Source organism: Enterobacter cloacae complex sp. IR53030, assembly GCF_049238365.1.
Taxonomy (GTDB): domain Bacteria; phylum Pseudomonadota; class Gammaproteobacteria; order Enterobacterales; family Enterobacteriaceae; genus Enterobacter; species Enterobacter kobei.
In genome coordinates this window covers 42,716-69,024 of sequence record NZ_JBMKHA010000021.1, presented here as the reverse complement: position 1 = coordinate 69,024, position 26,309 = coordinate 42,716, and the positions used below count along the sequence as shown (strand labels likewise).

The following is a 26,309-nucleotide window of genomic DNA, read 5'->3' as shown; positions in this document are numbered from 1 at the left end:
CCCTCTCCCATGGGGAGAGGGTCAGGGAGAGGGGCCCAGACAGCACCGGTCCCCTCTCCCCTCCCCACTCTGTGATAAACTTCGTGCAATTCCTTTTGATTGCACGAGTACCTCATGAAACGTGAACTTGCTATCGAGTTTTCCCGCGTCACCGAAGCGGCCGCCCTCGCAGGCTATAAATGGCTGGGGCGTGGCGACAAAAATACCGCGGACGGTGCTGCTGTCCATGCCATGCGCATTGTACTTAACCAGGTCAACATCGACGGCACTATCGTCATCGGCGAAGGCGAGATCGACGAAGCGCCAATGCTCTATATCGGTGAAAAAGTCGGTACCGGCAAAGGGGATGCGGTGGATATCGCCGTAGACCCGATTGAAGGCACCCGCATGACGGCGATGGGTCAGGCCAACGCGCTTGCGGTTCTGGCCGTGGGCGATAAAGGCTGCTTCCTTAACGCGCCGGATATGTACATGGAAAAGCTGATAGTCGGTCCTGGTGCGAAGGGCGCAATCGACCTCAGCCTGCCGCTGGAAGAGAACCTGCGCAACATCGCCAGAGCTTTGGGCAAACCCCTGAGTGAACTGACCGTGACGATTCTGGCAAAACCGCGCCACGACGCCACCATCGCGCAGATGCAAAAGCTCGGCGTGCGCGTGTTTGCCATTCCGGATGGCGATGTTGCCGCCTCAATTCTGACCTGCATGCCGGACAGCGAAGTAGACGTGCTGTACGGCATCGGCGGTGCGCCGGAGGGCGTGGTCTCGGCGGCAGTGATCCGCGCGCTGGACGGCGATATGCAGGCGCGCCTGCTGCCCCGCCATGAGGTGAAAGGCGACAGCGACGAGAACCGCCGTATCGGTGAAAACGAGCTGGCGCGCTGCGAAGCAATGGGTATCGAAGCCAATAAGGTTCTCGCGCTGAATGAAATGGCACGCAGCGACAACGTTGTCTTCTCCGCCACCGGCATCACCAAAGGTGACCTGCTGGACGGCATCACCCGCAAGGGCAATATGGCGACCACCGAAACGCTGCTGATCCGCGGTAAATCGCGCACCATTCGCCGCATTCAGTCCATCCACTATCTCGATCGTAAAGACCCGGACGTACAGACGCACATTCTGTAAAACCGTTTGATCGATAGAGCTTTCCGGCCCGAAGGGGCTGGAAATGTTTCCCACAAGTACGGAAGATAGAACAGAGAAACAGCACAGGAGAAGATCATGGCGGACTGGGTAACAGGTAAAGTCACAAAGATAGAGTTCTGGACCGATGCGCTATTTAGTCTCACCCTGCATGCTCCCGTTCACCCGTTTAAGGCCGGGCAATTTGCGAAGCTGGGGCTGGATGTCGACGGCGAACGCGTGCAGCGCGCCTACTCTTACGTTAACGCGCCGGATAATCCGGATCTTGAGTTCTATCTGGTGACCGTCCCGGACGGCAAACTCAGCCCGCGCCTTGCCGCCCTTAAGCCCGGTGACGATGTGCAAATTGTGAGTGAAGCAGCAGGTTTCTTTGTACTCGAAGAGATCCCTGATTGTGACACGCTCTGGATGCTGGCAACCGGCACGGCCATTGGCCCCTACCTCTCCATTCTGCAATATGGCAAAGACCTTGAGCGCTTTAAAAACATCGTGCTGGTGCATGCTGCGCGCTACGCCGCAGACCTGAGCTACTTGCCACAGATGCAGGCGCTGGAACAGCGATATGGCGGGAAGCTGAAAATTCAGACCGTCGTCAGCCGCGAAACCGTAGCAGGTACGCTGACCGGTCGCGTGCCGGCGTTAATTGAGAGTGGTGTGCTGGAAAACGCAGTGGGTTTGCCGATGACTGCCGACACCAGCCACGTCATGCTGTGTGGTAACCCGCAGATGGTTCGGGATACGCAACAGCTTCTGAAGGATACCCGGCAGATGACGAAACATCTTCGCCGCCGACCGGGTCATATGACTGCCGAACACTACTGGTGATCAGCGGTACTTCACCTCAAGGGTGTCTTTACCGTATTTATTTTCGCTCTGGGTGCCGATAAACGCGCCCAGATCGACAATCATCATCACGAAGATAACGGACGGCAGCAGTCTGCCCACCACCCAGGGAAGAATGGACGGCAGCATCCCCCAGTTCCCTGCGACCAGCATCCACGCCAGAATAATCAGAAAGGCCCACGCGCCGGAACGGCCACGATCGTGAAGACGTTTCACCACCACGGCCGCCGTTGGCCACAGCAAACAGACCAGCGCAAAAGCCGCCGTTTGCGTGCTCAACCAGGCATTGTACGCAACGAAAAACAGAAGCAGCATGGCGACAACCCACGTCACCATCCAGACCCAGAAATCACGGCGTCCGATACGCCCTTTGAATGAAAACAGCCACTGCTGTATGGTCATGTAAGGTTCCTTATTATCATTTAGTCCGCATTTTACCCTGGAGTTGTGACCTTTTGACAAGCCGGGCAGATATCGTTTTAATCATGAGCACTTACGGCCAGGGGCAATGTTGATGAAAAGTTCGGCACACACTCTCTTCCTGTGTATAGCGATGCTTGGCGCGGGTTTTCCGCTGCACGCCGCCGACACGTCGGCCCCTACCACGGCACCCTATTTGCTGGCAGGCGCGCCGTCGTTCGATCAATCCATCAGTCAGTTTCGTGAAACCTTCAATCAGACCAACCCTACGTTGCCGCTGGATGAGTTTCGCGCGATTGATAGCTCTCGTGATACCCCAACCCTGACCCGCGCGGCGAGCAAGATAAACGAAAACTTGTATGCCTCCACGGCGCTGGAGCGTGGGACGTTAAAAATCAAAAGCATGCAAATCACCTGGCTACCGATCCAGGGCCCAGAGCAGAAAGCGGCAAAAACGAAGGCGCAGGAGTACATGAGCGCGGTATTACAGGCGTTTACGCCCGCGCTGACGAAAAAGCAAAGCCAGCAAAAGCTGCAAAAGCTGCTGGCCGCGGGTAAAAACAAGCGGTACTACGCCACAACTGAAGGGGCAATTCGCTATGTGGTGGCGGATAACGGCGAAAAAGGACTGACCTTCGCAGTTGAACCGATTAAGCTGGCGCTATCTGACACCCTCGGCGGGGCGAATTAATGACAAAAAGCAAAGCCTTTCGAGGGAAAATCTCTATACTGATTCACAGACCATGCTGCCCGACAGGGCGGCCATATTCCTTAATTCGCTTATTTAGCGTGGAGAATTGAAATGCGACATCCTTTAGTGATGGGTAACTGGAAACTGAACGGCAGCCGCCACATGGTAAACGAACTGGTTGCGAACCTGCGTAAAGAGCTGGCTGGCGTAACGGGCTGCGCGGTTGCTATCGCTCCGCCGGATATGTACCTGGATCTGGCTAAACGCGCCGCTGACGGCAGCCACATCATTCTGGGTGCACAGAACGTTGACGTTAACCTGTCTGGCGCGTTCACCGGTGAAACTTCCGCTGAAATGCTGAAAGATATCGGCGCAAAATACATCATCATCGGCCACTCAGAGCGTCGCACCTACCACAAAGAATCCGACGAGTTCATCGCGAAGAAATTCGCTGTGCTGAAAGAGCAGGGTCTGATCCCGGTTCTGTGCATCGGTGAAACCGAAGCAGAAAACGAAGCGGGCAAAACCGAAGAAGTGTGCGCACGTCAGATCGACGCAGTTCTGAAAACGCAGGGCGCAGCAGCGTTCGAAGGTGCAGTCATTGCTTACGAGCCAGTCTGGGCGATCGGTACCGGCAAATCTGCAACGCCAGCGCAGGCTCAGGCCGTGCACAAATTCATCCGTGACCACATTGCTAAAGCCGACGCGAAAGTGGCTGAGCAAGTGATTATCCAGTACGGCGGTTCCGTAAACGCTTCCAACGCTGCTGAGCTGTTCACCCAGCCAGACATCGATGGCGCGCTGGTTGGCGGTGCATCCCTGAAAGCTGACGCTTTCGCGGTGATCGTTAAAGCGGCAGAAGCGGCTAAACAGGCGTAATTGCCTTTGCGGCGGGTGGCGCTTCGCTAACCCGCCCTACGCTCTTCTCCTCCCTCTCCCTTCGGGAGAGGGTTGGGCGGACTACACTTTCCCCAGCAAGCTAAACCACAGATAATCCAGCGGCAGCAGCACCAGATACGTCGCAACGGCCAGCGCCAGACAGAGCATCATCCCCGCCTTTGCAGGCACCTTCCCTAGCCCCATCGCCACAACAATCGGCGACGCCTGATACGGCAGCAGCGGCGTGGAATAACCCAGTACCTGAATCATAATCACCGACAGCAGCGGGAAGCCGGTGGCATCTGAGAAGCTCTGTGCCAGGGTGGTATACAGCGCCGGAACGCCGTTGGCAGTCATAATGAAGTTGAGCGCGGTGGTGATACCGGTCAGCGCCAGGAAACTGGTGAACGGTTTGTCTGCGTCCAGCGGCATAATGCGGAGCAACGCTTCGCCCACCGCCGTACCGATACCGGTTTGCGTCACCACGATGGCCAGCCCAAGAATGCCTGCCACATAGAGACAGGTACGCATATTCACCCCCGCAGAAAACTCTTCCCCGGTGATAAAACCAACGCGCGGCAGCATAACGATGACGGACGCCGCCAGCCCAGTCCATGCCGGCCCAATACCATGCCAGCTCTCCGTGACCCACATCACCAGCACCACCGCCAGCAGCCAGGCGAGGCGCTTTTCATCCTGCCCCATGGGTTCAGATGGCGCCAGATCCTTCGGCGGTTTTGGGCTGCCGGGGAATAACCAGCAGATGAGGCCAATCAGGATCAGTCCTTTGAGAATGCCCAGCACTGGGGTGTGCAGCAGCAGATACGGAACATAGTTCAGGTGGATGCCGTACGAGCCTTCCGCCGCACCGCTCATCACCAGGTTAGGGACGTTAGCAGGCAGGATAGTTGCTGAGAGCTGGAAAGTGCCGAACCCCACAGCCAGCGCCAGACCAAACCAGGCGCGGGAACCGTCAGGGATACCGGCGCGTTTCGCCATCGCCGCAACAATCGGCATCAGCAGCGCAATACGCCCCATATTTGACGGCATCACAAACGCCAACGCATAGCTCAGCAGCACCACACTCGCCACCATCAATATCCAGGAATCGGTAAGCTTTGCTGACAGCGCCCGGGCGGCCCTGTCAGCCAGACCGGTTTTACGGATCGCCACCCCCAGTACAAAACCGCTGAATACCAGCCAGAAAGCCGACGAGGCAAAGCCGCCGAAAATGACTTCCGGCGGGGCGATTCTGGCGGCCATCGCTGCCGTGAAAAACAGCAGCGCGGTGATAAATTCTGGCAATAGCGACGTCGCCCATAGCACGATGGTGACGCCAACAATCAACGAAGGCAGCAGCAGAGGATGAGATAACCAGAGCGACATACCTGTCTCCTGTAGATTTTTTCAGCAAGTCTACGGCGACAGACAGGACGAGTAAACGCTATTTATGGTGGGGTCACTTCAGGATAGTGCATTGATGATCCTGCAATTCCTCAGCCGAGGCGCGGTTAAGCATGAGCAGGTTTCGCTCGGTCGCCAGCAAAACAAACGAACCATCCGACTGCTGCGCCATCGCCAGCGCAAAGCGCCCCATGTGGTCGCGCGCTTCGGGTAGCTCTTCCGCCAGCATCATAAACGGGCTGCGCTGGACCAGTTCATTCTCCGTTACCCGTCGGGCAAGATACTCGTGCCCCTCCAGCCCACCGGGCAGAGGTAGCCACTGGGTGCTAATGTCGCCCTGTGCCGCATTGAGTTTCTCACGTACGTCCGGGCGCAGACAGGAGATATGAATATGGAAATGGTTCTGCGTACGGCCAGTCGGCGAGTTAATCGTCAGTGAAATGGCGCTGTCAGGCACCTCAGATCCCCGCTTCAGGGTCATAAAGCTGCGCGACTGCCACGCCAGCCAGAAGAAATTTGGCGTGTGAGGCTCGGTCAGGAGCGGGCTTTCGGTTCCATTAATGCGGTATGTCGGCATCAGCAGATACTGCAACGGCCCGTTGCGGTCTTTAAATACGACATAGCCCGCATCAGGCTTCACCTGTGCGCAGGGTGCCGGGTTACGGTGTTGCAGTTGATTAGGCAGGCACTGGTCGAGAACGATATGACGCAACGCATTCGGATTACCCGCTTTTATCCAGTACACGCCGCCAGCGGCAAGGGCGATGATAATAAGGATCAATAAGATAATTTTTTTCACAACGCGTTCCCTGTTTTCGATAGAGGCGAAAGAGTAACGCAAAATGATGACCAAATAAAAAACCCGGTGGATTTCTCACACCGGGTCACCGTGCCGTTTGATAACGCTTAGCGCTGGCTAATCTGATCGAAGGTGCCGCCATTAGAGAAGTGCTCTTTCTGCGCTTTCGTCCAGCCGCCGAACACATCATCAATGGTGAAGAGCTTCAGTTTCGGGAATTCCCCTTCATATTTCTTCGCAACAGCCGCATCGCGTGGACGATAGAAGTTTTTCGCCGCAATTTCCTGGCCTTCAGGCGAGTAGAGATATTTCAGGTAGGCTTCCGCCACCGCTTTTGTCCCTTTCTTATCAACCACTTTGTCAACGACAGAAACGGTCGGCTCTGCGAGGATGGATTCGCTGGGGGTGACGATCTCGAACTTGTCTTTACCCAGCTCGTGTGTCGCCAGCAGGGCTTCGTTTTCCCAGGCGATCAGCACGTCGCCGATACCGCGCTCAACGAAGGTATTGGTTGCCCCACGCGCACCGGAGTCCAGCACCTCAACGTTTTTATAAAGCGCCTTCACGAATTCCTGCGCTTTGGCCTGGTCGCCGTTGTTGTGATGCAGCGCGTAACCCCAGGCCGCCAGGTAGTTCCAGCGAGCGCCGCCGGAGCTTTTCGGGTTTGGTGTAATCACTGACACGCCCGGTTTTACCAGGTCGTTCCAGTCTTTAATCTGTTTCGGGTTGCCTTTACGCACCAGGAAGACGATGGTCGAGGTGTATGGCGCAGAGTTATCCGGCAGGCGTTTGATCCAGTTTTTGTCGATACGACCACGCTCGGCAATGGCGTCGACATCGTAGGCCAGCGCCAGGGTCACCACGTCGGCTTCGATACCGTTGATGACGGAGGTCGCCTGTTTACCGGAGCCGCCGTGAGACTGGCGAACCACGACATTGTCGCCAGTTTCCTGTTTCCAGTGCGCTGCAAATGCTTTGTTGTACTGCTCGTACAGCTCACGCGTCGGGTCGTAAGACACGTTCAGTAACTGGATGTCCTTCGCCAGAACGCTGGCCGATACCAGCAATAATGTTAAACCCACGCCCCATTTATTCATCGCCCGGCTCTCTTGTGTAGTGTTTTGATGAATGCAGCGTGCCAGAAAGCGATTCGATGATTAAAGAATAAAAAAAGATTGGCTATAACGTAGAGGAATAAAAAGAAGAATGTGAGCAGCCAGATGCCCTCACCCCAACCCTCTCCCACGGGAGAGGGAGCAAACATAAAAAACGGTAACCCAAGGGTTACCGTTTTGCATTTACCTTGCCACCGGGCAACAGAGCCGATCAGTACAGTTTTTTCGCGCAGTCCAGCCAGTCACCTTTGAACGGACGCTTCATGTTTTCAATCGCGTCGATGATGTCATGGTGAACCAGTTTTTCGTTCTGAATACCGACGCAACGGCCGCCGTGACCCTGCAGCAGCAGATCGATAGCGTACGCGCCCATACGGGACGCCAAAATGCGGTCGTAAGGGCCAGGGGAACCGCCACGCTGGATGTGACCCAGTACGGTCGCGCGGGTTTCGCGCTTGGTTTCGGCTTCGATGTACTTCGCCAGCTCGTCAACGTCACAGATGTGTTCGGTGATAGCCACGATCGCGTGTTTTTTACCTTTCGCGATGCCGGCTTTGATTTCAGCGACCAGATCTTCACGGCTGAATTCCACTTCCGGAACCACCACGAACTCACAACCACCGGCAATCGCCGCGGCCAGGGTCAGGTCACCGCAGTAACGCCCCATCACTTCAACGATAGAGATACGCTGGTGAGAAGACGAGGTATCGCGCAGACGGTCGATCGCTTCAACAACGGTACCCAGTGCAGTAAAGAAGCCGATAGTGTAGTCAGTACCTTTGATGTCGTTGTCGATGGTGCCCGGCAGACCGATGCACGGGAAACCCATTTCGGTCAGACGTTTTGCACCCATGTAAGAGCCGTCACCGCCGATAACCACCAGCGCGTCCAGACCGCGTTTTTTCATGTTCTCGATAGCCACTTCACGGATGTGTTCGTCACGGAATTCCGGGAAGCGCGCAGACCCAAGGAAGGTACCGCCACGGTTAATCATGTCGGACACGCTGTAACGGTCGAGCTGAACCATACGATCTTCATACAGACCCAGGTAACCATCATAGATACCAAAAACTTCCAGACCTTCCGTCAGCGCTGCACGGACAACACCACGAATTGCCGCGTTCATGCCCGGCGCATCACCGCCGCTTGTCAACACACCGATTTTCTTAATCATGACTACCTCTGAACTTAGGAATGCAAAATTGAAATCTGTTGCCGGAAGAAACTTATCGACCAACGAATACTGCAAATAGTATATCAATCCCTTCCAGCTGAATTGATTCAGGTCAGACCAAATGGCGGTAATTTATACACAAAATGCTGGCCTGGCTCACTTTTTTACAACCAATTACGAAAGCCCCACGTGTCCGGGTACAACCGAGCAGGGATCCTGGTGAATAATGACGTCTGAACCAGGAAAACGCTGCAAAATTGCCTGCTCGACCTGCTCAGCAATCACGTGAGCCTGTACCAGTGGCAGGTTGTCTTCCATTTCAATATGAATCTGAATAAAGCGGGTCGGCCCTGACTGCCGCGTTCGAAGATCGTGTGCACCGCTGACGCCAGGCCAGGAGGTCACAAGAGAAAAAATTTCATTGCGTTCTGCGTCCGGAAGGGCCCGGTCAAGCAACGATTGCACCGCGTCATACCCCATCCGTAAGGCGCTATACAAAATATAGATGCCGATACCTAACGCAAATAGCGCATCGGCCCTGTGCCAGCCATACCAGGCCAGGCCCAGCGCAATAAGAATTGCCCCATTCATCATAACATCAGATTGATAATGAAGCATATCCGCCCGTACAGCCTGGCTTTGCGTTTTGCGAACCACCCAGCGCTGGAACGTTACCAGAACAAGTGTGCTTATAAGTGCAACGACCGTCACCACTACGCCCACGCCGGGATCGTTCATCGGTGTCGGCGAGACGAGATGCTGAATGCCGGTCAAAAACAGGAACAGTGCAGAACCGGAAATAAACATGCTTTGCGCCAGCGCGGCCAGCGACTCCGCTTTACCGTGCCCAAACGTGTGCTCTTCATCCGCGGGCTGCAGTGAATAGCGCACCACCAGCAGGTTGGTTAGCGAGGCGGCAATATCCATTAGCGAATCCACCAGCGCCGCCAGAATACTGACCGAACCGGTATACCACCAGGCAAAGATTTTAATCAGTAACAGGCCAGACGCCACAACGGTTGCCGCAATAGCGGCCCGGCTGACCAGCCTTCCATAGGATTGATTCATAAACGCTCCTGTCATGTCTTGCCGCTAGTATAACGGAAGCATAGGGGGACGGAGGATGAATAAACGGTTAACAAATCAGAATGCGGGGCAAAAAAAACCCCCACATCATGTGGGGGAAGACAGGGATGGTGTCTATGGCAAGGAAAACAGGGTTTACTGGTTACTACGGGTACTGCTATTGCTACTGAAAAGCGTCGCATCCAGGCTTCGCTGCATCCGTGCAACCTCACGCAACTGGTCCATTCGTTGCTGATGTCGGGTGTTCAAAACCGCTTGCTGCTCGGGCGTTAGCAGGTGGAACATCTGGTTACGGACCTTCGCCATCTCTACCTGGCGGGCAACCTGTTCCTGTGCCATTTTTTCGGCCTGAGCGCGTACAGCGCTTTCGTCAAAATTTTCTTCGGTGACAAGGCGATGCATTGTCTCCATTTCGCTAACATTAACAGGGGGCTGGTCGTGTCGTGCCCTCTGCATCAGATCTCGCATCTGTTGACGCTGATGTTCGGTTAAACTTATGCCGTCAAACATATGGCTTTGGCTACTGAGCTGCGTTGCGCCCTCTGGTGAGGGACCGGTATCGCCGTTGATAGCTACAGCGGCCTGGCTAAACGCACTGAACGCCAGCGTTGAGGCCATGACGGCAGCGGTAACTTTGCGCATCACTTGCTCCCAAAATCTTTCGTGTCGCGATTCAACGAGAGACAGTCTACGATTCAGGCTGCAAACATGCGTCAGGGGGTGTAAAACAACGTAAAGTCATGGATTAGATAGCCTTGATGTCGTAATTTCTGCCTCGGAGGTATTTAAACAATGAATAAAATCCTGTTAGTTGATGATGACCGAGAGCTCACATCCCTTTTAAAGGAGTTGCTCGACATGGAAGGTTTCAACGTCCTGGTTGCCCATGATGGCGAGCAGGCGCTGAGTCTCCTTGACGACAGCATCGATTTACTTTTGCTCGACGTCATGATGCCGAAGAAAAACGGTATTGATACGCTGAAAGAGCTTCGCCAGACACACCAGACCCCCGTTATCATGCTGACCGCCCGCGGCAGCGAACTTGACCGCGTTCTCGGCCTTGAGCTGGGTGCGGATGACTATTTACCGAAACCGTTCAACGATCGTGAACTGGTGGCCCGTATTCGCGCTATCCTGCGCCGTTCCCACTGGAGCGAGCAGCAGCAGAATACCGACAACAGCTCACCCACGCTGGAAGTGGACTCCCTGAGCCTGAACCCAGGTCGTCAGGAAGCGAGCTTCGACGGTCAGACCCTGGAGTTGACCGGCACAGAGTTCACCCTGCTTTATCTGCTGGCGCAGCACCTCGGCCAGGTGGTATCGCGTGAACACCTGAGTCAGGAAGTGCTGGGCAAACGTCTTACCCCGTTTGACCGCGCCATCGACATGCACATCTCTAACCTGCGCCGCAAGCTGCCGGAGCGTAAAGACGGTCACCCATGGTTTAAAACCCTGCGTGGTCGCGGCTATCTGATGGTTTCCGCTTCATGATAGGCAGCTTAACCGCCCGCATCTTTGCCATCTTCTGGCTGACGCTGGCCCTGGTTTTAATGCTCGTGTTGATGTTGCCAAAACTCGACTCACGCCAGATGACGGAGCTTCTTGACAGCGAGCAACGTCAAGGCGTGATGATCGAGCAGCATGTTGAAGCGGAGCTGGCAAACGATCCGCCGAACGATTTGATGTGGTGGCGCAGGCTGTTTCGCGCTATCGACAAGTGGGCGCCGCCCGGGCAACGCCTTTTGCTGGTCACCAGCGAAGGCCGCGTCATTGGGGCCGATCGCAATGAAATGCAGATTATCCGTAACTTTATTGGCCAGGCGGATAATGCCGATCACCCACAGAAAAAGAAATATGGTCGGGTAGAGATGGTCGGTCCTTTCTCGGTACGGGATGGGGAAGACAATTACCAGCTCTATTTGATTCGCCCTGCGAGCAGTTCCCAGTCCGATTTCATCAACCTGCTGTTTGACCGTCCGCTCCTGCTGCTGATTGTTACCATGCTGGTCAGCTCGCCGCTGCTGTTATGGCTGGCGTGGAGTCTGGCAAAACCCGCACGTAAGCTGAAAAACGCCGCCGATGAAGTGGCGCAGGGTAACCTGCGACAACACCCTGAGCTGGAAGCGGGGCCACAGGAATTCCTTGCCGCCGGGACCAGTTTTAACCAGATGGTCAGCGCCCTCGATCGGATGATGACCGCACAGCAGCGTCTGCTATCGGACATCTCGCACGAGCTGCGCACCCCGCTTACGCGTTTGCAGCTTGGCACCGCGCTGTTGCGCCGCCGCAGTGGGGAAAGTAAAGAGCTGGAACGTATTGAAACGGAAGCTCACCGCCTGGACAGCATGATCAATGACCTGCTGGTGATGTCACGCAACCAGCAGAAAAACGCGCTGGTCAGCGAAACGGTGAAAGCCAATCACCTGTGGCATGAGGTGCTGGACAACGCGGCGTTCGAAGCGGAACAGATGGGCAAATCGTTCACAGTCAACTTCCCGCCGGGTCCATGGCCGCTGTACGGCAACCCCAACACGCTGGAAAGCGCGCTGGAGAATATTGTGCGTAACGCTCTGCGCTACTCGCATACCAAGATTGAGGTGGCGTTCTCGGTAGATAAAGACGGGATCACCGTTATCGTGGATGACGACGGTCCTGGCGTCAGCCCTGAAGATCGGGAGCAGATTTTCCGTCCGTTCTACCGTACTGACGAAGCGCGCGACCGTGAATCCGGCGGTACAGGTTTGGGTCTGGCAATTGTTGAAACCGCCATGCAACAGCATCGCGGCTGGGTGAAAGCTGACGACAGCCCGCTGGGCGGGTTGCGGTTAACGCTGTGGCTGCCGTTGTATAAGCGTTCGTAACTGTATGTGCCGGGTGGCGGCTTCGCCTTACCCGGCCTACTTTCTGCGGAGCACTATTTTCCCCATAATCTCCGCGAATTATCTTCGATCTTGTTGCTTAAACGCCGCTTCTGCATTGTTCTGGTCCAGCTGGTCGATAACCCCGCCGCAGACAGTAACCGATGATATTGTTCATCATCAAACGGCATATGCCAGGCGATGGCGCAGGCGTCATACACCGACACGTCGCTCAGGCGCGAAGCCAGCTCAAGCGGCGCATCCACCGAAACCTGCCCGGCCAGCACCACACGGTACAGCCAGCCGGTTTTACCCGCGCTTTGCAGCTGGGCCGACATATCCTGAATGCCGAAGTGGTAGTTGAGCTTGAAGCACGGCGAGCGAGGCTGCGTCACCTGAATCAGGGCGTCGCCCCAGCGATAAATATCGCCGATAAACACATTCTTTTCCGTCAGCCCTTCCGTCGAGAGATTCTCACCAAATGCAGGCGCGACGAAGAGGTCCGCCTGGTCAGGAAATTCGGTTTTCCAGTGCTGATAGTGCTCGCGAGGATAGTGACACAGCGCGCGATCCGGCCCGCCGTGGATTTTCTTTTCGGCCTGCTCATCGCCTGCCAGCCCAAGGTCGGTTAAGGTCAGTTCACCGTCAACCTGCACTTTCGCGATGGCGCTCGGGCGGCTGCCGTCGTACTCCCTTACCTTGCCTGTAAACACATTCACCGGGTAATGCATCGCTGCCTCCATTACGCAGATACAAAAAAAGCGAGTCATCAGACTCGCTTCTCACAGGCGTCAATGCAACCTTATTTTTTAGCGGCGAAACGCGCTGCTGCTTCGTCCCAGTTCACCACATCCCAGAACGCTTTGATGTAGTCAGGGCGACGGTTCTGGAACTTCAGGTAGTAAGCGTGTTCCCACACGTCCAGACCCAGGATCGGGAAGCCGGATGCGCCAGAGATCGCTTCACCCATCAGCGGGGAGTCCTGGTTAGCAGTGGAAACCACCGCCAGTTTGTCACCTTTCAGAACCAGCCACGCCCAGCCAGAGCCGAAACGGGTTGCAGCGGCTTTTTCGAATTCCGCTTTGAAGTTGTCAACGGAGCCGAAGTCACGCTCGATAGCCGCTTTCAGGTCGCCCTGCAGGGTGGTACCGGTTTTCAGGCCTTTCCAGAACAGGCTGTGGTTAGCGTGGCCGCCCGCGTTGTTACGCAGAACGGTTTTCTTGTCCGCTGGCAGCTGGTCCAGTTTAGTGATCAGTTCTTCAGCAGACAGGTTAGCGAACTCTGGCAGGCTTTCCAGCGCAGCATTCGCGTTGTTCACATAGGTCTGGTGGTGTTTAGTGTGATGGATTTCCATCGTCTGCTTGTCGAAATGCGGTTCCAGTGCGTCGTAGGCATACGGCAGGGATGGCAGTGTATAACTCATAATCCTCTCCATTATTGTCGGGCGGCACAGCTGTTAATGCCGCGTAAGCAGTTGGTTCATTATAGTTAATTAAATGATATTGAAAATGATTATCAATGCCGTAGTTTTTGTAAGGTCATTCCTTTTCTGATGAAGCGTGAAAATGTGAATCTGCTCACGCGCTTAACGCGTTGATTGCCATTTAAAACCAAAGTGCGGCAGCCTCCCGAAGGTGGTCGTTCTGCTTAATTTTTACACTCATCGGGTCGGTGGGATGCCATTGACCGATAAAAACGATGAGGACGTAAACATGAATCATGCGATTACGATGGGTATTTTCTGGCATTTGATAGGTGCGGCCAGTGCAGCCTGCTTCTATGCTCCGTTTAAAAAAGTCAGGCAGTGGTCATGGGAAACCATGTGGTCGGTTGGCGGTGTGGTCTCCTGGATCCTGCTTCCCTGGGCCATCAGCGCCATGCTACTCCCGGATTTCTGGGGCTACTTCTCCTCTTTTAACGCCTCCACTCTGCTGCCGGTGTTTCTGTTTGGTGCCATGTGGGGCATCGGCAATATTAACTACGGCCTCACCATGCGCTATCTCGGCATGTCGATGGGGATCGGCATCGCGATTGGCATCACGCTGATTGTCGGCACTCTGATGACGCCCATCCTCAACGGTAACCTCGACGTGTTACTGAATACCGAAGGCGGCAGAATGACGCTGCTGGGCGTGCTGGTAGCGGTTATTGGCGTCGGAATAGTGACCCGCGCGGGCCAGTTGAAAGAGCGCAAGATGGGCATTAAAGCCGAGGACTTTAACCTGAAAAAGGGTCTGCTGCTGGCGGTAATGTGCGGCATCTTCTCCGCCGGAATGTCGTTTGCCATGAACGCCGCCAAACCGATGCACGAGGCGGCCGCCGCGCTGGGCGTCGACCCGCTGTACGTGGCGCTGCCCAGCTACGTGGTGATCATGGGCGGCGGCGCACTGGTTAACCTCGGCTATTGCGTAATTCGTCTGGCAAAAGTTGAGAGTTTGTCGCTAAAAGCCGACTTCTCACTGGCAAAACGGGTCATCATCACCAACGTACTGCTTTCGGCACTCGGCGGACTGATGTGGTACCTGCAGTTCTTTTTCTACGCCTGGGGACACGCCAGCATCCCGGCACAATATGACTATATGAGCTGGATGCTGCACATGAGCTTCTACGTGCTGTGCGGCGGACTGGTGGGTCTCATCTTGAGGGAGTGGAACAATGCCGGACGCCGACCGGTGGGCGTTCTGAGCCTGGGCTGTGTGGTGATTATCATTGCGGCCAACATTGTCGGCCTCGGTATGGCGAACTGATTACGCCGCCCTGCGACTGTGATGACGCCATTGCACCGGCGTCATCCCTACCTCGCGATTAAAGACCACCGAAAAGTAGTTACTGTCCTCAAAGCCGCAGCGCATTGCCACGTCACTGACCATGAACTCTGTATGCTGGAGCAAATACTGGGCGTGGCAAATGCGCAGCTGGCGCAAATAGTGATTTACCGTCATGCCCGTCTGGGTACGGAACTGCTGACGCAGGGCACGTTCGCTGCACTGCTCCTGCTCGCAGAACTTTTCCAGAACAAAGCTTTTATTCAGGCTGGCCGCCAGCGTGGCAATCAGCTTATCGAGCAGGGTCTCCTGCTGCGTTGCGGAGGGGTTATCCGTCTCGTAGCGATGCCGTTTAAGCATCATCACCAGCTGTGCGAAGAGGATCTCCGCCATCGGGTTAGCCAGCGGATCGGTTTTATAGCTCTCCTGTTCAAGGAGGGAAATGGCCTGACGGATGGCAGTCATGCCGCTGCTGCTTAAACGCCAGTGCGGTGAGCCTTTCGCACCGTTGAAGCCGGGAATGCATGCTGCCCAGTCAACGTTAAGGCTGAGCCGATCGGGGCAGTAGATAACGTTCTGTAAAACCAGGTCATTCACCGAGGCGTAGGCGTGTTTATCTTCGGCACGAATGTAAAACAGATCCCCCCGGGTAATGCGGTAAGGCCGATCGTTGAGAATGTGCAGACCGTTGCCGCGCCACACCAGCACCAGCTCATAAAATTCGTGCGTGTGTTCAGCAAAGACGTTTTGCGGATAGCGATCCGCCACCGCAACAGCTTGTTCAGCGGAGGCAAAAAAGTCATCTTTGCGAAGAATTAACGGTGCGGCCACATCACCACCTCAACGGCGAAAACCTGACATTATTACCCGCTTTACGGCAGCAAAACGTTGACTGGGCTCGCGTTACTGTAGTGAGGTGTCCCTCCCCTGGCGAATATCACGCGGAGACCAGCTGAACTCCCGACGAAACAGCGTCGAAAAGTGGTTACTGTCGCCGAAACCGCAGCGATAAGCGATATCCGTGACGCTTTCATCACTGTGGCGAAGCAGGTGGCGCGCTTTTATCAGCCGCAGTCGGTTAAGGTAACGCTGGGGCGTCTGCCCGGTTCGCTGCTTAAGCTGGCGGTGCAGGGTGCGCAGGGAGAGTGAAAAATGACTCGCCAGCATTTCCCAGCAGATATCCTCGGCAAAATGTTCCTCCAGCCAGGCCATCAGCTGGTTCAGGCGGGCTTCGCTGCTCTCCCCCTCCACCGGGTTACTGCGGCGCAACGCCACCAGCAGCTGCATAAACAACATCTCGCGCGTGGCGAGCGCATGCATCTCCTGTCCGTCCTGACTCTGCTCCATCTGGAGCAAAATCTGGCGAACCTGCTGCAGCGTGGCCTGATTCACGCGCCAGTGCGACGGATAATGTCCTTCCTTCTCCTGCGGCAGTAGCTGATGAAGCCCTGCGAGAAACTGGAATGCGTCCGGCGATCGATAGAGCACGTTCGTCAGGCACAGGTTGTCGGTATGCTCATACAGATGCCGATCGTGGTCGCGCACAAAGCAGACTGTGCCGCCGCTGATGGTGTAGGGCTGACCGTTAAAGACATGGATGCCCGTGCCATGCTCAACAATCACGATTTCATGAAAATCATGATGATGCTCCGGGAAAGCCGCCTGCGGCAGCCGCGGCTCTATCGCCACAGGCGAGCCACCCGCCGGAAAAAAGTCCACGCTGTGCAGTATGGTCATAACGCCCCCCACCAATGAGAAATGTTCTCAAAATAGTAAATAAGGCCTCTCACCCTCACCTTAAATTTTCGACAGCAAACGCCGCAAAACCTGCCTGTTTTTCAAGAATAAGCGGGAAAGATCCGGAATTGCGGTCAACGTCACAGTGGCTGAACGGCGCGCCTTCGCGGAAAAGTGTGAACCCCCTCACGTTCATCTTTGCTTTCTTGCCAGCACGGGTTGCGGACTGTCAGTGGCGAGAAGGTGGTCTTTTCGCCCCTTTTTTACACTCAGCGCTAATGATTTCAAGAAGGATCCGACCATGACCTTTCGCCATTGTGTCGCTGTGGATTTAGGCGCATCCAGCGGCCGTGTAATGCTCGCCACCTGGGACTGCGACCAGCACACCCTTTCCCTTCACGAGATGCATCGTTTTGCGAACTGCCTGCAAAAACAGGACGGCTTTGATACCTGGAACATTGATGAACTTGAGACGGAGATCCGTACCGGGCTCAAAAAAGTCTGCGATAGCGGGATCCTCATCGACAGCATCGGCATAGATACCTGGGGCGTCGATTATGTCTTGCTGGACAGCAGCGGCGCTCGCGTTGGCCTGCCCGTCTCCTACCGCGACAGCCGCACGGATGGCCTGATGGCGCACGCCATCGCCCGGCTCGGTAAGGATGATATCTACGGGCGCAGCGGCATACAGTTTCTGCCGTTTAACACGCTTTATCAACTGCGCGCGCTGGTCGAGCAGCAGCCAGGGCTGGCAGCAGACGTTGCCCATGTGCTGCTGATCCCGGACTACCTGAGCTATCGCCTGACCGGCAACATGAACTGGGAATATACCAACGCCACCACCACCCAGCTGGTCAACATCAACTCGGATAACTGGGATGAGCACCTGCTGGCCTGGACGGGCGCATCCCCGGCGTGGTTCGGTACGCCGACCCATCCCGGCAACGTCATCGGCCAGTGGGTGTGCCCGCAGGGGAATGCGATCCCGGTCGTTGCCGTGGCGAGCCACGATACCGCCAGCGCGGTTATTGCCTCACCGCTTTGCGGTAAAGATGCCGCCTATCTCTCTTCCGGCACCTGGTCGCTGATGGGCTTTGAAAGCAAAACGCCTTACGTCAGCGCGGAAGCAATGGTCGCAAATATCACCAACGAAGGCGGGGCCGAAGGGCGCTATCGGGTGTTAAAGAACATTATGGGGTTGTGGCTGCTCCAGCGGGTGCTTAAGGAGCAGAAAATTACCGATCTGCCCGGGCTTATCGCCGACACCGAAAAGCGCAAAGCCTGTACGTTCCTGATTCATCCCAATGACGATCGCTTTATCAATCCGGCGCACATGAGCACCGAGATCCAGGCCGCCTGCCGCGAGGCCGGACAGCCTGTACCATCAAGCCCGGCCGAACTGGCGCGCTGTATTTTTGACAGCCTTGCCCTGCTTTATGCGGATGTGCTGAGCGAGCTGGCTAGCCTTCGCGGCAGACCGTTCGACACGCTGCATATTGTTGGCGGCGGTTGCCAGAACGCGCTGTTAAACCAGCTTTGTGCCGATGCCTGCGGCATCACCGTGGTGGCGGGCCCGGTCGAGGCCTCCACGCTCGGCAATATCGGCATTCAGCTGATGACCCTTGACGAACTGGCCAGCGTGGACGATTTCCGCTCGGTAGTCACCGCCAGCGGCAGCCTGACCACGTTCCTTCCCGATCCCTGCCATGAAATTGCCCGCTACCGGGCGCAGTTTCAGCAAAACCGACTGACTAAGGAGCTTTGCGCATGACCACTCAACTTGAACAAGCCTGGAACCTGGCTAAACAGCGTTTCGCCGCCGTCGGCGTGGATGTCGAAGCGGCACTGCGTCAGCTCGACCGTCTGCCGGTCTCCATGCATTGCTGGCAGGGCGATGACGTCGCCGGCTTCGAAAAACCAGGCGGTTCCCTGACGGGGGGTATTCAGGCAACCGGTAACTATCCCGGGAAAGCGCGCAACGCGACCGAACTGCGCGCCGATCTGACGCTGGCGCTCAGCCTGATACCCGGTCCGAAGCGCCTGAACCTGCACGCGATTTATCTGGAATCCGACGAGCCGGTCGCGCGTAATGAAATCCAGCCGAAACACTTTAAAAACTGGGTGGCGTGGGCAAAAGCCAACGGTCTGGGCCTGGACTTCAACCCGTCCTGCTTCTCGCACCCGCTCAGCGCTGACGGCTTTACCCTCGCCCATCCCAGTCACGAGATCCGTCAGTTCTGGATCGACCACGTGAAGGCCAGCCGCCGCGTTTCAGCCTGGTTTGGTGAACAGCTTGGCACCCCGTCGGTGATGAATATCTGGATCCCGGACGGCATGAAGGACGTCACCATTGACCGCCTCGCCCCGCGCCAGCGCCTGCTGGCTGCACTGGATGAAGCCATTAGCGAGAAGCTTAACCCGGCGCACCATATTGATGCCGTGGAGAGCAAGCTGTTCGGCATTGGCGCGGAGAGTTATACCGTCGGCTCGAACGAGTTCTATATGGGTTACGCCACCAGCCGCCAGACTGCCCTTTGTCTGGATGCCGGGCACTTCCACCCGACGGAGGTCATCTCCGACAAAATTTCTGCCGCCATGCTCTACGTGCCGCGCCTGCTGCTGCACGTCAGCCGTCCGGTGCGCTGGGACAGCGACCATGTGGTGTTGCTGGATGACGAAACGCAGGCCATTGCCAGCGAGATCGTTCGCCACGACCTGTTCGACCGCGTCCATATTGGCCTCGACTTCTTTGACGCCTCCATCAACCGCATCGCGGCGTGGGTTATCGGCACCCGCAACATGAAGAAAGCGCTGCTTCGTGCCCTGCTGGAGCCGACTGAAGCACTGAAACAGCTGGAGCAGGGAGGTGACTACACGGCCCGCCTGGCGCTGCTGGAAGAGCAGAAATCGCTGCCGTGGCAGGCCGTGTGGGAAATGTACTGTCAGCGCAACGACGTACCAACAGGCAGCCAGTGGCTGGAGAACGTGCGGGCGTATGAGAAAGACGTGTTGAGCACACGCGGGTGATTCAACCCTCCCCGCAGTATAAGTAGGCCGGGTAAGCATAGCGCCACCCGGCATTTTCAAAGGAACCACAGTATGCAGACCATCACCCATTCCTGGTTCGTCCAGGGCATGATTAAAGCCACCTCTGACGCCTGGTTGAAAGGGTGGGATGAGCGTAACGGCGGCAACCTGACGCTGCGCCTGGACGATGCCGACATCGAGCCGTACGCCGCTGATTTCCATCAAAAACCACGCTATATCGCCCTGAGCCAGCCGATGCCGCTGCTCGCTAACACGCCGTTTATCGTCACCGGATCCGGCAAGTTCTTTCGCAACGTCCAGCTCGACCCGCAGGCCAATCTCGGCGTCGTGAGGGTGGACAGCGACGGCGCGGGCTACCACATTCTTTGGGGGCTCACGGACGAGGCAGTACCCACCTCTGAACTGCCAGCGCACTTCCTCTCGCACTGCCAGCGCATCAAGGCGACCCACGGTAAAGACCGCGTCATCATGCACTGCCACGCCACCAATCTGATTGCCCTGACCTACGTGCTGGAAAACAACGCCGATCTCATCACCCGCAAGCTGTGGGAAGGCAGCACCGAGTGCCTGGTGGTCTTCCCGGACGGTGTCGGCATTCTGCCGTGGATGGTGCCCGGTACCGACGAGATCGGCCAGGCAACCGCCAAAGAGATGCAAAAGCATTCTCTGGTGCTGTGGCCATTCCACGGTGTTTTCGGCAGCGGCCCGACGCTGGATGAAACTTTCGGCCTGATCGATACCGCTGAAAAATCAGCTGAAGTGCTGGTGAAGGTCTATTCCATGGGCGGTATGAAGCAGACCATTACCCGGGAAGAGCTGATTGCACTCGGTAAACGCTTTGGCGTTACGCCGATGCAGTCGGCACTGGATTTGTACCCATAGCCGTCCGCGAAAGCGACTGGAGGCATGATGATCCGCAAAGCGTTTGTGATGCAGGTAAACCCGGACGCGCACGAGGAGTATGCGCGTCGCCATAACCCCATATGGCCCGAGCTTGAAGCGGTGCTGAAAGACCACGGCGCGCACCGCTACGCCATCTATCTCGACAAAGCACGCAACCTGCTGTTTGCGACCGTGGAGATTGAATCGGAGGAGCGCTGGCGCGCGGTAGCGAATACCGACGTCTGCCAGCGCTGGTGGGAACATATGGGCGACGTTATGCCGTCAAACCCGGATAATAGCCCGGTGAGTACGGAACTTACCGAAGTGTTTTATCGGGACTGATGTGTTAACGCTGCTGCCCCCGAGGCGGCAGCAATCTCCTGCCTGCTGCTCAACGTAAACGCCGACACCACCGTAATTGCCAGCACGAAACAGCCCAGCATCAAATACGTCTCCTGAAAACCGATCCGGTCATACATATTTCCGGCAAAGGCAGAAAGGAAAATCGCCGCCGACTGTTTGGCAAACTGGAAGCCGATCAGATAGATAGTCGCCGACAGTCGGGTATCAAACACCCCGGTGATGTACTTAAAGGCGCCCACCAGCAGGAACGGGACTTCCAGCGCGTGCAGCATCTTCAGGGCAATCACCTCCACGGCGGTGGTGGCGAACGACGAGCCGATAATACGCGTCGCCATTATCACCCCGGCGATCAGCAGCGTATTTTTCGCGCCGATACGGTTAATGATCCACGGCGAGCAGAACATGATGATGGCGTTACAGATTTCCCCCGCCGTGGTGGCAAAGCCAAAGGCGCGAGTGCCTTCCTGCGGCGTGGCGAAGAAGGTTTTAAAGAAGGTGGCAAACTGCTGATCGAAAACGTCATACACGCAGGCAACGCCAATCACGTACAGAATGAACATCCACATTCTGCGCTGGCGGAACAGCTTAAAGACGGTTCTGGCAGTGATCTGCGGCTGGTTGGCTCCCAGGGCGTTCATCACCTGCGCCGTCTGGTTGGGCTTCGGCTTCGCGACCACCAGCAGCAGCATCAACAGCAATGCGGCCCCTGATCCCATCCAGAATACATACGACGGATCGATGCCGAACAGGATGCCGCCCGTAGACGCGCATAGCCCCCAGCCGAGACAGCCGAACATGCGCGCCTTGCCGTATTCGAAGAAACTGTTGCGGCTCACGCGTTCGATGTAGGCCTCGATTGCGCCCGATCCCGCCGAGAAGACAAAACCGATATATAACCCGCCGCTCAACGCCCCCAGCCAGATACTGGTTTTCAGCAGGGGCGCGAAGACGTACAGGAAGAACGGTGCGAACAGGAATAACAGCACCGAGATTATCCACAGCAGGTGTTTTTTCAGCCCCAGCTTGTCCGAAATCACCCCCAGCACCGGCTGGAACGCAATGGCCGACAGCGAGATGCAGGAGAAAACAATCCCGGTATGGGTTTTATTCAGGCCGATGATATCCGACAGCCAGATCGGCAGGAACGGAAAGCAGGTGGCCATGATGAAGAAGTAGAGAAAGAAGAACAGCCCGAAGATCCAGAAATTTGGGTTGTCTTTGTGGGTACAGGTTGTTGTATTCATTATTTTTATCCTCAACGGAGGGCCAGTTTCCCGGCCCATCACCTTTACACGCGTTCCACGCCAATCAGAATGGCGGTTTCCGGATCGAGAATCGGCAGCGCAATGCCCGCCTGCATCAGCCACTCACCGCTCACCGTTTGCGGTGTTTTCATCCACGCCGGCAGCTTGCGCATGGTGTGCCCGCCTTCGCCCGTAATTTGAATATTCGGGTGATCGAGCAGCGCGACGCGGTACTGCGCGCTGGCCTCCAGCCCCGGCATGCGCAGCGGCATCATCAGGCTGTAATCCGGCATCGCGAGCTGGCTGACCATAAATAGCCCCTGCGCCTTGTCTTCGCTCACAATCCCCTGCGCCAGCGTGGTGGCGTCCGGCATATCAATCCGCCATTGGGTGCCGTGGTGGATCACCTCTCGCCACTGCTTGTGCAGCGCGGCGTAATGTCGATACCCCTCGCGCTCCTGCGCGTCCACGGTGAGCGGATCCAGCTCCAGCCCCATATGGCCAAACATCGCCGTCAGGCCGCGGAATTCAATGCTGTGCTGGCGGAAGGTGGCGTGGCATTTATGATGACCGATATGCGCCCCCATCACCTCCGGCGGGAAAAAATAGCTCATGCCACGCTGGATGGTGCTGCGCTCCAGCGCGTCGTTGTTGTCGGACGCCCAGAAGCGATGGCTCCGGCTCAGCACTTCGTAATCAATGCGCCCGCCGCCGGAAGAGCAGGATTCGAATTCAATATGCGGGAAGCGCTCGCCCAGCACATCCAGCAGCCGGTAAAACTGACGGGTCTGGGCGTCGGCGGCGGCTTTACCGTTGTGTCCCGGCTGCACCAGCTCGCGGTTCATGTCCCACTTCACGTAGTCGATCGCATGCTCGCCCAGCAGCCAGCTCATGCGTTCCACAAGATAATCAAAAGCCTGCGGAATGTTGAGGTTGAGCACCAGCTGATGACGCCCGGTCGCCTGGGCATAGCCCGGCAGCGCCAGCACCCAGTCAGGATGCGCGCGATACAGATCGGAGTCCGGGTTGATCATCTCCGGCTCAACCCAGATGCCAAACTCCATGCCGAGCCGTTTGACGTGGTCAATCACCGGCGTCAGGCCATTCGGATATTTTTTCTCATCCAGATACCAGTCGCCCAGCGCGGCGTGGTCGTCATTGCGGCCTTTGAACCAGCCGTCGTCAATAATAAAGCGCTCCACGCCCAGCGTGGCGGCCTCGTCGGCCATGCGCATGATGTAATCCGGATCGTGGTTGAAGTAGATCCCCTCCCAGGTATTGAGGTGTACCGGACGCGGTTTATTTTCCGGGAAGCGGATGACGTTGTCGCGCAGGTAGCGATGGAAAGACTGGCTCATGCCGTTCAGGCCCCGCGGGGAGTAGCTGGCATACAGGCGCGGTGTCCAGAGCGTATCGCCCTCTTCTATCGCCATTTCCCCCGACAGGTAGAGCGCTTCGGCCTGAATATAACGGCGACCGTCGGTTTTCGCTTCCGCGCGCAGGCGATGGTTCCCGCTCCAGCCCAGATGCACGCCCCAGACGTCACCCTGCATTTCGCTGAACGATGGCGTACCGGCTATCAGTGCAGGAAAGTGTTCGTGGGAGGTTTTACCCCGGCGGTTTTCAATCACAACGCTGTCGTGCTCAAGGTTTACGCGGTGCGGCTGGAACTCTCTGATCCAGCGTCCGTGGAAGGCCATCACCTCCCGGGCGCGCTCGGCCACCGGCAGCGTGACGGCAAAGCGGTCAACCTGCCAGGGACGTGCTTTCAGGTTCGTTAAACCGTGACGAACCACCAGCACGCCGCTGTCGTCCAGCACCAGCTCGCTGATCAGACGCAGGCCCGCATAGTCATCTTCAGCGGTAATCGTCAGGGTGTTTAATTCCTGCTGTACCCGCGTAGTTCTGAATACCGGGGAACCGTCCAGCCCCTGTCGGTGCCCCTCAATACCCGGCGAGCCAAACAGGCCGTGCCCGAGTTCAGCCATCAGCGTAACCGGAGAATCGACATCCAGCCTGCCGTTAGCAACGGGCCGCGAAAGGGTTTCAGCATTTTGCGGCAAAAAGTGCTGAAGATGCGGCCCCCAGTAAATAATTTCGGCGAACGGACGCGTTTTTATCACCACATCTACCGTTGCGCTTTCAAGTCGTAAAATAGAATCTTGCATCAGACATCTCCTGTCATGGGATGCCTTGAGTTTTGATCCGAAACGTTTCGGATACAAACCAAAACGTTTCGGATTTGTGATCGAGTTTAGAAAATGGAGATATTCAGGCCGTCTGGCCGGGGGAGAATTCCGGTTGCCAGAGCACCTGAAGCTGCGCAATATCGTCGCCGTTAATCAGCCGGCGGACCATGTCGGCAATCTGTTTTCCGACACCCTGACGGGTGGACTGGATCACCGACGCCACGTCGGTATCGACGATACTGTCCTGCGGCAGTCCGTCGTAGACCACCAGCGACACGGCGTTGTCGCCGGATAAACGCCCCAGCTGTTCGAGCGCCATCGCCGCCCCGTCGCCGTGGGTGTTGCAGTCAGTAATGATCGCCGTGGGCGGTTGCGGCAGGGCAAGCAGTTCTTTCGTGGTGGCATATCCCACGCGGCGCGACGGCGGCATGGCGCGCAGCCATTCGCTGGAAAGCCCGGCTTCCCGCAGAGCGTCCAGATAGCCCTGACGGCGCTGGGTGATAAATGCCTGATTATTGCTTTCGCCGAGCAGCGCAATACGCTGATGGCCTTTCTCAATCAGCCAGCGGGTAGCATTGTACGTACCGGCATAGTTATCGAAATCAAACCACGCGTAAGGCTGCGGCAGCTGGCTGCGCCCAAGCGCCAGGAAAGGGAACCCGGCGGCCTGCAGCTGCTCAAGCCGCGGATCGCGATCCAGCGTATGCGCCACAATCAGCGCGTCGACGCGCCGGCTCTGTACCATGCGCATATAGCTGTGCTTATCCGCCAGATCGTCATCGGCAATGAGCAGTAAGTCGATCTCATGTCGCGCCAGTTCGTGGCTAATTTCGCCGACCATGTCCATAAATACGCTGTTATTGAGCGGAACAGGATGTACGGGAAACACCAGCCCGACCGCGTCAATTTTGCCCATCTTCAGGCGACGGGCGAAGGTGTTAGGTCGGTAACCACGGCGCTGAGCCTCGGCTTCCACGCGGGCGCGCGTCTCAGCAGAGACGTCGTCATAGCCGTTGAGGGCGCGGCTGACGGTCGTAATGGAGAGTCCCAGCTCTTTGGCAATGGCTTTAAGCGACATGATTTTCCGTATCTACGTTAATTTTGTTCCGCCACCAGCAACGCATGCGTGTCTGGCTCCAGCGCCTTAAAAATGTGCGGCTGGTCGGCGGGGTAACAGATGTAATCCCCGGCGGCGAGCTCTTCTGCCGCATCCAGCAGGCCGACCAGGGCCCTTCCCTGCATGACGATAATATGTTCTACCGAGCCAGGCGAATGCGGCTGAGAAATGCGGTCTGCACCCGGCTGGGTCATCAGTAGATAGACATCCCGTCGCGCGCCTGGCGGGCACGCCGCCAGCAGTATGGCTTCATAGTTTGCCTGTCCGGCAACCACTTTCGTTCCTTCACCACGGCGGATCACCTGCGTGCTCGGCAACTGTGGCTCCAGCAAACGGGCGAAGGGAATATCAAGCGCCACGCAGAGCGACCACAGCGTCTCCAGGCTGGGGTTGCCGTTGCCGGATTCCAGCTGGGAAAGCGTGGATTTAGCGATCCCGGCACGGCGGGCAATTTCCGCCAGTGAAAGCCCGGTTCGCAGGCGTTCTCGCACCAGGCTTTTGGCGATTACGCTAATTGGCTGCGTCATATAACGGCCCTTTTGTTCTATAAAT

General features: G+C 56.7%; 26 protein-coding genes. 11 read left to right on the top strand and 15 right to left on the bottom strand.

Annotated elements, in window-relative coordinates; translation table 11 throughout:
• The first annotated feature begins 114 nt into the window (after window positions 1-114).
• A complete protein-coding gene (gene glpX / locus ACOTXR_RS19405) occupies window positions 115-1,125 on the top strand; it encodes a class II fructose-bisphosphatase (protein ID WP_023331601.1) in 1,011 nt (336 codons plus the stop codon).
• 96 nt (window positions 1,126-1,221) lie between these two features.
• A complete protein-coding gene (gene fpr, locus ACOTXR_RS19400) occupies window positions 1,222-1,968 on the top strand; it encodes a ferredoxin--NADP(+) reductase (RefSeq protein ID WP_014885708.1) in 747 nt (248 codons plus the stop codon).
• On the opposite strand, the gene ACOTXR_RS19395 is transcribed toward fpr, so the two are convergent.
• A complete protein-coding gene (locus ACOTXR_RS19395; RefSeq protein WP_023331602.1) occupies window positions 1,969-2,388 on the bottom strand; it encodes a DUF805 domain-containing protein in 420 nt (139 codons plus the stop codon).
• Between the two features lie 112 nt (window positions 2,389-2,500).
• On the opposite strand from ACOTXR_RS19395, the gene ACOTXR_RS19390 reads away from it, so the two are divergent.
• Together ACOTXR_RS19390 and tpiA are read left to right on the top strand one after the other, a co-directional pair.
• Entirely contained in the window at window positions 2,501-3,097 is a 597-nt protein-coding gene (locus ACOTXR_RS19390; protein ID WP_014885710.1) for a DUF1454 family protein, read from the top strand.
• A 111-nt stretch (window positions 3,098-3,208) separates the two neighbouring features.
• On the top strand, window positions 3,209-3,976 hold the full coding sequence (gene tpiA, locus ACOTXR_RS19385) for a triose-phosphate isomerase (RefSeq protein WP_003862019.1): 768 nt from the start codon (window positions 3,209-3,211) through the stop codon (window positions 3,974-3,976).
• Window positions 3,977-4,057: 81 nt separating this feature from the next.
• On the opposite strand, the gene ACOTXR_RS19380 is transcribed toward tpiA, so the two are convergent.
• The 6 genes from ACOTXR_RS19380 to cpxP all read right to left on the bottom strand — a co-directional run bounded on the left by ACOTXR_RS19380 (window position 4,058) and on the right by cpxP (window position 10,196).
• Window positions 4,058-5,362: an SLC13 family permease gene (locus ACOTXR_RS19380; RefSeq protein WP_014885711.1), complete on the bottom strand. Its 1,305-nt coding sequence runs from the start codon at window positions 5,360-5,362 to the stop codon at window positions 4,058-4,060.
• A gap of 73 nt (window positions 5,363-5,435) precedes the next feature.
• Entirely contained in the window at window positions 5,436-6,179 is a 744-nt protein-coding gene (locus tag ACOTXR_RS19375; RefSeq protein WP_014885712.1) for a CDP-diacylglycerol diphosphatase, read from the bottom strand.
• A gap of 107 nt (window positions 6,180-6,286) precedes the next feature.
• On the bottom strand, window positions 6,287-7,276 hold the full coding sequence (locus ACOTXR_RS19370) for a sulfate ABC transporter substrate-binding protein (RefSeq protein ID WP_023331605.1): 990 nt from the start codon (window positions 7,274-7,276) through the stop codon (window positions 6,287-6,289).
• A 229-nt stretch (window positions 7,277-7,505) separates the two neighbouring features.
• Entirely contained in the window at window positions 7,506-8,468 is a 963-nt protein-coding gene (pfkA, locus tag ACOTXR_RS19365; RefSeq protein WP_014885714.1) for a 6-phosphofructokinase, read from the bottom strand.
• Window positions 8,469-8,642: 174 nt separating this feature from the next.
• The gene (gene fieF, locus ACOTXR_RS19360; RefSeq protein ID WP_014885715.1) at window positions 8,643-9,536 is read right to left on the bottom strand and encodes a CDF family cation-efflux transporter FieF; all 894 of its coding nucleotides are present in this window, start codon (window positions 9,534-9,536) and stop codon (window positions 8,643-8,645) included.
• Between the two features lie 153 nt (window positions 9,537-9,689).
• Window positions 9,690-10,196, bottom strand: a complete 507-nt coding sequence (gene cpxP, locus ACOTXR_RS19355; RefSeq protein ID WP_421767067.1) for a cell-envelope stress modulator CpxP — start codon at window positions 10,194-10,196, stop codon at window positions 9,690-9,692.
• Window positions 10,197-10,346: 150 nt separating this feature from the next.
• Between cpxP and cpxR the strand changes: the two genes are divergently transcribed.
• On the top strand, window positions 10,347-11,045 hold the full coding sequence (gene cpxR / locus ACOTXR_RS19350) for an envelope stress response regulator transcription factor CpxR (RefSeq protein WP_006179159.1): 699 nt from the start codon (window positions 10,347-10,349) through the stop codon (window positions 11,043-11,045).
• Complete coding sequence (gene cpxA / locus ACOTXR_RS19345; protein ID WP_014885717.1) at window positions 11,042-12,415, top strand: envelope stress sensor histidine kinase CpxA; 1,374 nt, start codon at window positions 11,042-11,044, stop codon at window positions 12,413-12,415. Before cpxR ends, cpxA begins: the two co-directional genes overlap by 4 nt.
• Before the next feature lie 53 nt (window positions 12,416-12,468).
• Here the strand turns inward: cpxA and yiiM are convergent, their stop codons facing one another.
• A complete protein-coding gene (gene yiiM / locus ACOTXR_RS19340; protein WP_032635174.1) occupies window positions 12,469-13,143 on the bottom strand; it encodes a 6-hydroxyaminopurine reductase in 675 nt (224 codons plus the stop codon).
• Window positions 13,144-13,214: 71 nt separating this feature from the next.
• The gene (sodA, locus tag ACOTXR_RS19335; RefSeq protein WP_004203668.1) at window positions 13,215-13,835 is read right to left on the bottom strand and encodes a superoxide dismutase [Mn]; all 621 of its coding nucleotides are present in this window, start codon (window positions 13,833-13,835) and stop codon (window positions 13,215-13,217) included.
• 289 nt (window positions 13,836-14,124) lie between these two features.
• Here sodA and rhaT point away from each other — a divergent pair, with 289 nt between their 5' ends.
• Window positions 14,125-15,159 (top strand): L-rhamnose/proton symporter RhaT, encoded by a 1,035-nt coding sequence (gene rhaT / locus ACOTXR_RS19330; RefSeq protein ID WP_014885719.1) that lies wholly within the window; start codon window positions 14,125-14,127, stop codon window positions 15,157-15,159.
• On the opposite strand, the gene rhaR is transcribed toward rhaT, so the two are convergent.
• Window positions 15,160-16,008: an HTH-type transcriptional activator RhaR gene (gene rhaR / locus ACOTXR_RS19325; protein ID WP_023336471.1), complete on the bottom strand. Its 849-nt coding sequence runs from the start codon at window positions 16,006-16,008 to the stop codon at window positions 15,160-15,162.
• 72 nt (window positions 16,009-16,080) lie between these two features.
• Window positions 16,081-16,914, bottom strand: coding sequence for an HTH-type transcriptional activator RhaS (gene rhaS / locus ACOTXR_RS19320; RefSeq protein WP_023331610.1), 834 nt, complete (start codon window positions 16,912-16,914; stop codon window positions 16,081-16,083).
• Window positions 16,915-17,215: 301 nt separating this feature from the next.
• On the opposite strand from rhaS, the gene rhaB reads away from it, so the two are divergent.
• The 4 genes from rhaB to rhaM all read left to right on the top strand — a co-directional run bounded on the left by rhaB (window position 17,216) and on the right by rhaM (window position 21,186).
• Window positions 17,216-18,685 carry a rhamnulokinase gene (gene rhaB / locus ACOTXR_RS19315; protein WP_078310245.1) on the top strand — a complete coding sequence of 490 codons (1,470 nt, stop codon included), beginning with the start codon at window positions 17,216-17,218 and terminating at the stop codon, window positions 18,683-18,685.
• Window positions 18,682-19,941: an L-rhamnose isomerase gene (locus tag ACOTXR_RS19310; RefSeq protein WP_058690343.1), complete on the top strand. Its 1,260-nt coding sequence runs from the start codon at window positions 18,682-18,684 to the stop codon at window positions 19,939-19,941. The genes rhaB and ACOTXR_RS19310 overlap by 4 nt, the downstream gene beginning before the upstream one ends.
• A gap of 72 nt (window positions 19,942-20,013) precedes the next feature.
• Window positions 20,014-20,844 (top strand): rhamnulose-1-phosphate aldolase, encoded by an 831-nt coding sequence (gene rhaD / locus ACOTXR_RS19305; RefSeq protein WP_045134868.1) that lies wholly within the window; start codon window positions 20,014-20,016, stop codon window positions 20,842-20,844.
• A gap of 27 nt (window positions 20,845-20,871) precedes the next feature.
• The gene (gene rhaM, locus ACOTXR_RS19300; RefSeq protein WP_058690342.1) at window positions 20,872-21,186 is read left to right on the top strand and encodes an L-rhamnose mutarotase; all 315 of its coding nucleotides are present in this window, start codon (window positions 20,872-20,874) and stop codon (window positions 21,184-21,186) included.
• On the opposite strand, the gene ACOTXR_RS19295 is transcribed toward rhaM, so the two are convergent.
• The 4 genes from ACOTXR_RS19295 to ACOTXR_RS19280 form a co-directional block, all read right to left on the bottom strand.
• Window positions 21,174-22,451 (bottom strand): MFS transporter, encoded by a 1,278-nt coding sequence (locus ACOTXR_RS19295; RefSeq protein ID WP_014885727.1) that lies wholly within the window; start codon window positions 22,449-22,451, stop codon window positions 21,174-21,176. The two genes, rhaM and ACOTXR_RS19295, sit on opposite strands and share 13 nt — an antisense overlap.
• A 44-nt stretch (window positions 22,452-22,495) precedes the next feature.
• Entirely contained in the window at window positions 22,496-24,619 is a 2,124-nt protein-coding gene (locus tag ACOTXR_RS19290; protein ID WP_014885728.1) for an alpha-galactosidase, read from the bottom strand.
• A 103-nt stretch (window positions 24,620-24,722) separates the two neighbouring features.
• A complete protein-coding gene (locus ACOTXR_RS19285) occupies window positions 24,723-25,718 on the bottom strand; it encodes a LacI family DNA-binding transcriptional regulator (RefSeq protein WP_014885729.1) in 996 nt (331 codons plus the stop codon).
• Between the two features lie 17 nt (window positions 25,719-25,735).
• Window positions 25,736-26,284 carry a helix-turn-helix domain-containing protein gene (locus ACOTXR_RS19280; RefSeq protein WP_014885730.1) on the bottom strand — a complete coding sequence of 183 codons (549 nt, stop codon included), beginning with the start codon at window positions 26,282-26,284 and terminating at the stop codon, window positions 25,736-25,738.
• Window positions 26,285-26,309 lie beyond the last annotated feature (25 nt).

What these genes read in the sequence shown, in the direction of transcription:
- glpX (WP_023331601.1), top strand. Translation starts at nt 115, where the DNA reads ATGAAACGTGAACTTGCTATCGAGTTTTCCCGCGTCACCGAAGCGGCC.
- fpr (WP_014885708.1), top strand. Translation starts at nt 1,222, where the DNA reads ATGGCGGACTGGGTAACAGGTAAAGTCACAAAGATAGAGTTCTGGACC.
- ACOTXR_RS19395 (WP_023331602.1), bottom strand. Translation starts at nt 2,388, where the DNA reads ATGACCATACAGCAGTGGCTGTTTTCATTCAAAGGGCGTATCGGACGC.
- ACOTXR_RS19390 (WP_014885710.1), top strand. Translation starts at nt 2,501, where the DNA reads ATGAAAAGTTCGGCACACACTCTCTTCCTGTGTATAGCGATGCTTGGC.
- tpiA (WP_003862019.1), top strand. Translation starts at nt 3,209, where the DNA reads ATGCGACATCCTTTAGTGATGGGTAACTGGAAACTGAACGGCAGCCGC.
- ACOTXR_RS19380 (WP_014885711.1), bottom strand. Translation starts at nt 5,362, where the DNA reads ATGTCGCTCTGGTTATCTCATCCTCTGCTGCTGCCTTCGTTGATTGTT.
- ACOTXR_RS19370 (WP_023331605.1), bottom strand. Translation starts at nt 7,276, where the DNA reads ATGAATAAATGGGGCGTGGGTTTAACATTATTGCTGGTATCGGCCAGC.
- pfkA (WP_014885714.1), bottom strand. Translation starts at nt 8,468, where the DNA reads ATGATTAAGAAAATCGGTGTGTTGACAAGCGGCGGTGATGCGCCGGGC.
- fieF (WP_014885715.1), bottom strand. Translation starts at nt 9,536, where the DNA reads ATGAATCAATCCTATGGAAGGCTGGTCAGCCGGGCCGCTATTGCGGCA.
- cpxP (WP_421767067.1), bottom strand. Translation starts at nt 10,196, where the DNA reads ATGCGCAAAGTTACCGCTGCCGTCATGGCCTCAACGCTGGCGTTCAGT.
- cpxR (WP_006179159.1), top strand. Translation starts at nt 10,347, where the DNA reads ATGAATAAAATCCTGTTAGTTGATGATGACCGAGAGCTCACATCCCTT.
- cpxA (WP_014885717.1), top strand. Translation starts at nt 11,042, where the DNA reads ATGATAGGCAGCTTAACCGCCCGCATCTTTGCCATCTTCTGGCTGACG.
- yiiM (WP_032635174.1), bottom strand. Translation starts at nt 13,143, where the DNA reads ATGCATTACCCGGTGAATGTGTTTACAGGCAAGGTAAGGGAGTACGAC.
- sodA (WP_004203668.1), bottom strand. Translation starts at nt 13,835, where the DNA reads ATGAGTTATACACTGCCATCCCTGCCGTATGCCTACGACGCACTGGAA.
- rhaT (WP_014885719.1), top strand. Translation starts at nt 14,125, where the DNA reads ATGAATCATGCGATTACGATGGGTATTTTCTGGCATTTGATAGGTGCG.
- rhaS (WP_023331610.1), bottom strand. Translation starts at nt 16,914, where the DNA reads ATGACCATACTGCACAGCGTGGACTTTTTTCCGGCGGGTGGCTCGCCT.
- rhaB (WP_078310245.1), top strand. Translation starts at nt 17,216, where the DNA reads ATGACCTTTCGCCATTGTGTCGCTGTGGATTTAGGCGCATCCAGCGGC.
- ACOTXR_RS19310 (WP_058690343.1), top strand. Translation starts at nt 18,682, where the DNA reads ATGACCACTCAACTTGAACAAGCCTGGAACCTGGCTAAACAGCGTTTC.
- rhaD (WP_045134868.1), top strand. Translation starts at nt 20,014, where the DNA reads ATGCAGACCATCACCCATTCCTGGTTCGTCCAGGGCATGATTAAAGCC.
- rhaM (WP_058690342.1), top strand. Translation starts at nt 20,872, where the DNA reads ATGATCCGCAAAGCGTTTGTGATGCAGGTAAACCCGGACGCGCACGAG.
- ACOTXR_RS19295 (WP_014885727.1), bottom strand. Translation starts at nt 22,451, where the DNA reads ATGAATACAACAACCTGTACCCACAAAGACAACCCAAATTTCTGGATC.
- ACOTXR_RS19290 (WP_014885728.1), bottom strand. Translation starts at nt 24,619, where the DNA reads ATGCAAGATTCTATTTTACGACTTGAAAGCGCAACGGTAGATGTGGTG.
- ACOTXR_RS19285 (WP_014885729.1), bottom strand. Translation starts at nt 25,718, where the DNA reads ATGTCGCTTAAAGCCATTGCCAAAGAGCTGGGACTCTCCATTACGACC.
- ACOTXR_RS19280 (WP_014885730.1), bottom strand. Translation starts at nt 26,284, where the DNA reads ATGACGCAGCCAATTAGCGTAATCGCCAAAAGCCTGGTGCGAGAACGC.